This window comes from Hyphomonas oceanitis SCH89 (assembly GCF_000685295.1).
Lineage (GTDB): Bacteria > Pseudomonadota > Alphaproteobacteria > Caulobacterales > Hyphomonadaceae > Hyphomonas > Hyphomonas oceanitis.
Window position 1 is genome coordinate 1 of the sequence record NZ_ARYL01000071.1, and the last position, 5,306, is coordinate 5,306.

The 5,306-nt window shown below is 59.1% G+C and carries 5 protein-coding genes; 1 reads left to right on the forward strand and 4 read right to left on the reverse strand.

The features are described from left to right. Window positions 1-16: 16 nt before the first annotated feature. Genes HOC_RS19770 through HOC_RS19780 form a run of 3 tightly spaced genes read right to left on the reverse strand, consistent with a single transcriptional unit; the run spans window position 17 to window position 3,956 of the window. Entirely contained in the window at window positions 17-1,081 is a 1,065-nt protein-coding gene (locus tag HOC_RS19770; RefSeq protein WP_084146497.1) for a bifunctional enoyl-CoA hydratase/phosphate acetyltransferase, read from the reverse strand. After that, on the reverse strand, window positions 1,078-2,316 hold the full coding sequence (locus tag HOC_RS19775; RefSeq protein WP_051625149.1) for an acetate/propionate family kinase: 1,239 nt from the start codon (window positions 2,314-2,316) through the stop codon (window positions 1,078-1,080). The genes HOC_RS19770 and HOC_RS19775 overlap by 4 nt, the downstream gene beginning before the upstream one ends. Then, complete coding sequence (locus HOC_RS19780) at window positions 2,313-3,956, reverse strand: DUF3141 domain-containing protein (RefSeq protein WP_206741623.1); 1,644 nt, start codon at window positions 3,954-3,956, stop codon at window positions 2,313-2,315. The genes HOC_RS19775 and HOC_RS19780 overlap by 4 nt, the downstream gene beginning before the upstream one ends. A gap of 225 nt (window positions 3,957-4,181) precedes the next feature. Here HOC_RS19780 and HOC_RS22295 point away from each other — a divergent pair, with 225 nt between their 5' ends. Continuing rightward, the gene (locus tag HOC_RS22295; RefSeq protein ID WP_156950570.1) at window positions 4,182-4,376 is read left to right on the forward strand and encodes an NUDIX hydrolase; all 195 of its coding nucleotides are present in this window, start codon (window positions 4,182-4,184) and stop codon (window positions 4,374-4,376) included. A 59-nt stretch (window positions 4,377-4,435) separates the two neighbouring features. Here the strand turns inward: HOC_RS22295 and HOC_RS19785 are convergent. Continuing rightward, a partial coding sequence (locus HOC_RS19785; protein ID WP_156950571.1) for an RNA polymerase sigma factor occupies window positions 4,436-5,306 on the reverse strand: 871 nt, incomplete at its 5' end.

Here is a 5,306-nt window from a genome sequence, read left to right on the forward strand (position 1 = left end):
AGCGCAGATAACGGGATCAGGTCGCGGCATGGGAGTCTCCGATGTGTGAGTTGGTTGAGTGACAATGGTTTTCGGCAGGGGGACAGCAGAGCGCTTCAGGCAATGGCGAGCTGCGCGACACAGCTGCAGGCAAGATGACAGGATGTTGATTGATAACGCGCTTGCGTGTCTTTGCGGCGACCACGAGGCGCGCAAGGGCGAGTCCTGCGAGACGCGCTTCCAGCGGATCAGCCCGCGATGGCAGCACGACCGGTGCACGCAGACCAAGCACCAGGCCGGCAAGCATTGCGTCCGCCATATATTCGAGATTCTTGGCGAGGATATTGCCGGAAACGAGATCCGGGACGAGTAGAATGTCGGCATCGCCAGCGACGGCAGAACTGATGCCCTTGGTCTCTGCCGCTTTCAGCGAGATCGCATTGTCGAAAGCGAGCGGCCCGTCGACGATGCCGCCGTGTATCTGGCCGCGTTGGGCCATAACCGATAGCGCTGCTGCGTCAAGACTGGACGCGATCAGCGGATTGACCGTCTCGACGGCGGATAATACCGCAGTCTTTGGTTTCTTGATTCCGATCAACGTCATGAAGTCGATGGCATTCTGCAGGATCGCGGCCTTGGCCATCAGGTCCGGCGCAATATTGACCGCGGCATCCGTAATCGCGAGCAGTTTAGGATAGGCCGGAATATCAGCCAGAAAAACGTGGCTGGCACGCATGCCGGGTTCGCGGAGTCTGGCTGCAGGATCAAGCAGCGCTTTCAGCAATACATCGGTATGAATGAGCCCTTTCATCGCAATATGGGTACTGCCAGCTCTCAGGAGACTGGCGGCATGCTGGGCCGCTTCGTATTCGTTCCAGGCAGGAAGAATCTGATCGGGGTTGACTGAGAGGCCGGCCGCGTCGGCTTCGGCCTGAATCGCATCCGGATCGCCGATCAGGATCGGATGGGCCCAGCCTCGCTTGAATGCCTCGTCCGCAGCCATCAGGACGTCGCGTTGCGCAGCGCAGACGACTGCCACTTTCAAGGGCGGGCCCGCATCGGCTGCCGCTGCGAGCGCGGTAAAATCACGATACGCGATCATGTGGCCCTCTGATTCAGTTGCGCAGGGGCGTTTGCCAGGACAGCGCGACCCTGGCGCGCAATCGTCAGGGCTTCGTCGGTGTGAACCGCTTCGACAATCACCGCGCTCCCTGGTTTTGTGATACACGCAGCGCTCCGGTCATTGGCGTCGCTGTCAAAATCAATACCGAACAAATCGCTCAGCGGCTCACATATGGCTGCGCGGATCGAAGGCGCATGTTCACCGATCCCGCCTGTGAAGATTATCCGGTCAACGCCGCCCATGGCAGCGATAAGTGCCCCGGCCTGTTTGCGGGCCTGATAGGCAAATTGCGCAAGCGCTTCACCAGCACGCGGAGCATCCGTCCGCCTCAGAAGCGTGGCAACATCGCCGCTCAAACCCGAAAGGCCAAGCAGCCCCGCGCCGTGATAGAGCTGGTCCTGCAAGACTGACGGGTCCCAGTTTTTCTCCAGGATCATATAGAGCAGGAGACCCGGATCGACATCACCGCTTCGGGTCGCCATGGGCAAACCAGCCAGCGCGGAGAACCCCATGCTCGTGTCTACGGACTGCCCACCCCTGATTGCAGCCATGCTCGCACCGGCGCCGAGATGCGCAACCAGAAGGCGTTGACTGGCCGCCGTCTTGCCTGCGCGTTCAGCGAGGTCATCGACGACAAATGCGTATGAGAGCCCGTGAAAGCCGTAGCGACGGATGAATTCGCCTTCCATGCCGGGCGGCAGCCCCGTGCGCTGTGCTGCAATCGGCATGTCAGCATGAAAGCCCGTATCGAAACAGGCATAGTGCAGCGCATTTGGCAGACGCAGTCGCGCGGCAACGATGCCGTCAAGATTGGCCGGCATGTGCAATGGCGCCAGACGGATAAGTTTTCGTAGATCCGACTCGACCCTGGGCGTTAGCCGCTGGGCATCAGTATAATACGGGCCGCCATGCACAACGCGGTGCCCGACAGCAGACACGCCGCTCAGATCGACATGGGTGGCCAACTTTTTCAAGAACGTGTCCAGGGCGACTGGATGGTTGATGCAGCATGCGCGCGTGTCCCAGAGCGTTTCACCATAGGTAGTCCGGGCCGTCAGTCTTGCCTCTGACGTGCCAATCCCGGTCACTGCGCCTGACATGGTCTTGACCACGTGGTCGTCGATCCGAAAAAGCGCAATCTTCAGGCTCGATGAACCGCTATTGAGTGTCAGAACACTATAGGGTTGCCCGTGAGGCTTGTCGTGAGCGTTCATCTTTTGCCCGCCTCGCCGTCGGAAGACCCGCGTAGGCTGGGCCAGTCATACAGCCAGCTGAACGCCTGTTCGGCAGCGGCGTCGCGCGACTCGCGCATCCGGGTGAGGCCGGTTTCGACCCAATCGACGCTCGTCGTCTCGGCTTTGCGGAAACGGTTTTCCTCGCCGGGCTGTTTTCGATGGGCGCGGACCATTGGCGCGAACGCGGCGGCCATCGCCATGGCCGGGTTGAATCGTTCTGAGAACATATAGCGCGTCACCCGCATCGGATGAGACCATTTCAGCACCTCGGCCGTGACCGGATTGGACCAGGCGCGCACCCATGGACTGGCAAATGTCGCGTATGCCGCTTCCAGCCGAGATGAAAGACGTCCCACGCGCTCAAACGCGTCCGGCTGTGTGTTGAACACAAGATCTTCAACCCGGCGCGGCTCAAACCGAACAGTGTACTGGTCATGTCCGCAATCGGGATCGCCGGTCGGATTATCGATTCGCATTTCGTAAAGGCCTGGCTCCAGAGCCTCTACCTCACTGAGGCGCTCCAGGATGGCACGGTGCTCAAGTCGGGCGACACTGGCTGATACGAAAATGCCGAGATGCCCGGCATGCTGATTGATCAGATAGACAATGCGCTGATCGGCAGCGACAAGTTCTTCGGTGGTTTTGTAAACGGCCGGGATCCAGCCGAGCGCCTGGTGCGGCGGGGTAATATTGTCGCCGTATGAGGCGAAGATGACGAGCGGATTGCGAATACGTTTAAGATCGATCTCGCAATGTGGTCCGAGCTTCACAAGGCCTTGTTCGAGGCGGTTGCCGATGAACAGGTTTTCGACAATAGCAAGAATTTCTTCGCGGCTGAGACGGTAATAGCCGCCCCACCAGCGCTCGAAGTCGAGAAAGCGTTCCGCTGATGTATCGACGCTCTCAAACAGGTCGGCATATTTGCGGAATATGGCACCTTCCGGCTTGAGGTTCTCGAAATTCTGGACCAGCCAGGCACCATCAAATCGGCCGTTTCCAAGATCAGACAACAAGTGATTGAGCCATGCACCGCCCAGAAAGCCAGCCGCCAGACGCATGGGATTGGTGCCGGGTTCGCCCGCCCAATAGGCCAGAGGCGATCCGTTCATGACAACCGGACCAGCGAGGCCTTCACAGTCTGCTGCCAGAAGCGCGGCTGCCCAGCCCCCCTGGCAATTGCCATAGAGAACCGGCGCTCGCCCATCGTGTCGTTTGCGGACGATCTCAACGAACTGGCGCAGGCTCGCCATTACATCGGCGAGTGTCTGGCCGGGCAGGGGGTCAGGAGTGAACACGACGAAATAGACCGGATAGCCTTCATGCAGGGCGATCCCGACTTCAGAATCGGTCTTGAAGCCGCCGATGCCTGGTCCATGCCCGGCCCGCGGGTCTATTATGATGACCGGTGGCTTTTGAGGGTCAAGGCAATCGTCGAGGCAGATATCGCCAATTTCGAGGATCTTCAGGAGCTGATAGTTTGAGGCTGGCTCGAATGCGGCTGCGTCTGCCACCAGCTCATACTTGAATTTCAAGACCGGCGGCATGCCATTGCGCTCATGGGCAAGCATCATATTGGCCCGCTGGCGTAATGTGTCAAAGAACAGAATCTGTCGCTGCATCAGATCGACGCCATATGCGGCAAACGTGTGTGGGTTTGGCCTGCTGGCGGGATGCGAGGCGGGAATTTCGACAGGAGCGGTATGACCCCGCTCGGGGCTCTTGGCCGCCTTCAATTTACGGCCTGCCTTTCCAGGTTTTCTGGCTTTCTTGATTGTCGCACTTGGATCATCGGGCATGACGGGAGGCTTTCGCGGTTAGAGAAGCAATGAGGAGCGGATCAGGCCTTGCCGGCAGCTCCTTTTGGCGCAGGTCTCAGTTTTTGTGGATTTTGGTTCGGACTGGAGCTGCCTTCACAACAACACCCGATCCTGGCCGAAGGTTTTGCATTTGACGTACGCGCCTGGGCGCCGGTTTCGGTGGCAGCAATTTTGTTGACATGGCGCATGGTGATCTCCTTCGACTGGACCCCGGCAGGGTGATGGCCGTGGCGGCCCCTACATCGGAGCCTATGAACAAGGACGTACGATGCGGCGCGGCGTTACACCGAGGCGCTTCGACGCGACGTTTCCGGCAAACCGGCTGACTGAACGCGCTTGCGCATCTCGTCAGCGCCAGGGCAGGCGCATTGGAAAAAACCATGCTCGATGCAGGTCAGGCAGGTCTGCTCCAGGCGCTTGCGCATCGCGCGGCGCGCGCGGTGGAGCTTAACCCGCAGCGCATTCTCGGTCAGACCGAGTTCATCTGCGATGACCGACCGGTCCACGCCGATCAGGTCGGCCCGCCAGATCAGATCGGCATAATCGGGATTGAGCGTCGGCAGCATCTTGTAAAGGCACGCACAGATGACAAAGTCGATTTCTTCATCATCAAACAGGAGCGCCGCCTCGGCGGCATAGGTACCCAGCGCCTTGCTGGTGCGCGCTCTCGCCCGGAAATGATCAGCGATCGTCGAGCGAAGTATCTGGGATAACCAACCTCGGAGCCGGTCTTCGTCTTTCAGGTCAGCAAAGCGGCTCAGTGCTTTGACATAAAATTCCTGGAGCACGTCCTTGGCGTCGGATTCATTGCGCAGTTTTCGCTTCAGAAACCTGAACATATCTTGATGCGACTCGATCAGCGCGGCTTCAATAACGCGCTTTCGTCGGTCTGATGGGGTTTGATCTGACGTCATGACCGTTCTTGTGTCCATGCAGTGGGCGCTACTGGACCTGATACGCAGGCTGTCGAATTTGCCCTCATGTGAGCGAGCGAATTTGGTGGATATAGGTCGGCAGGCATTGTGCGGGGTGTAACGGTTCAGGGGTTGGACCGTCTTACCCGTATCAGAGGATGTGGTGAGCGCCGGAAGGTGCGTTTCCGCCAAACGAGAAGGATGTCCCCCTATGAGTCTTTGGAGTGCAATCGCCAGG

Bases quoted from the DNA above. Each gene is read 5' to 3' on its own strand.
- HOC_RS19770 (WP_084146497.1), bottom strand. From the start codon at position 1,081: ATGATCGCGTATCGTGATTTTACCGCGCTCGCAGCGGCAGCCGATGCG.
- HOC_RS19780 (WP_206741623.1), bottom strand. From the start codon at position 3,956: ATGCAGCGACAGATTCTGTTCTTTGACACATTACGCCAGCGGGCCAAT.
- HOC_RS19775 (WP_051625149.1), bottom strand. From the start codon at position 2,316: ATGAACGCTCACGACAAGCCTCACGGGCAACCCTATAGTGTTCTGACA.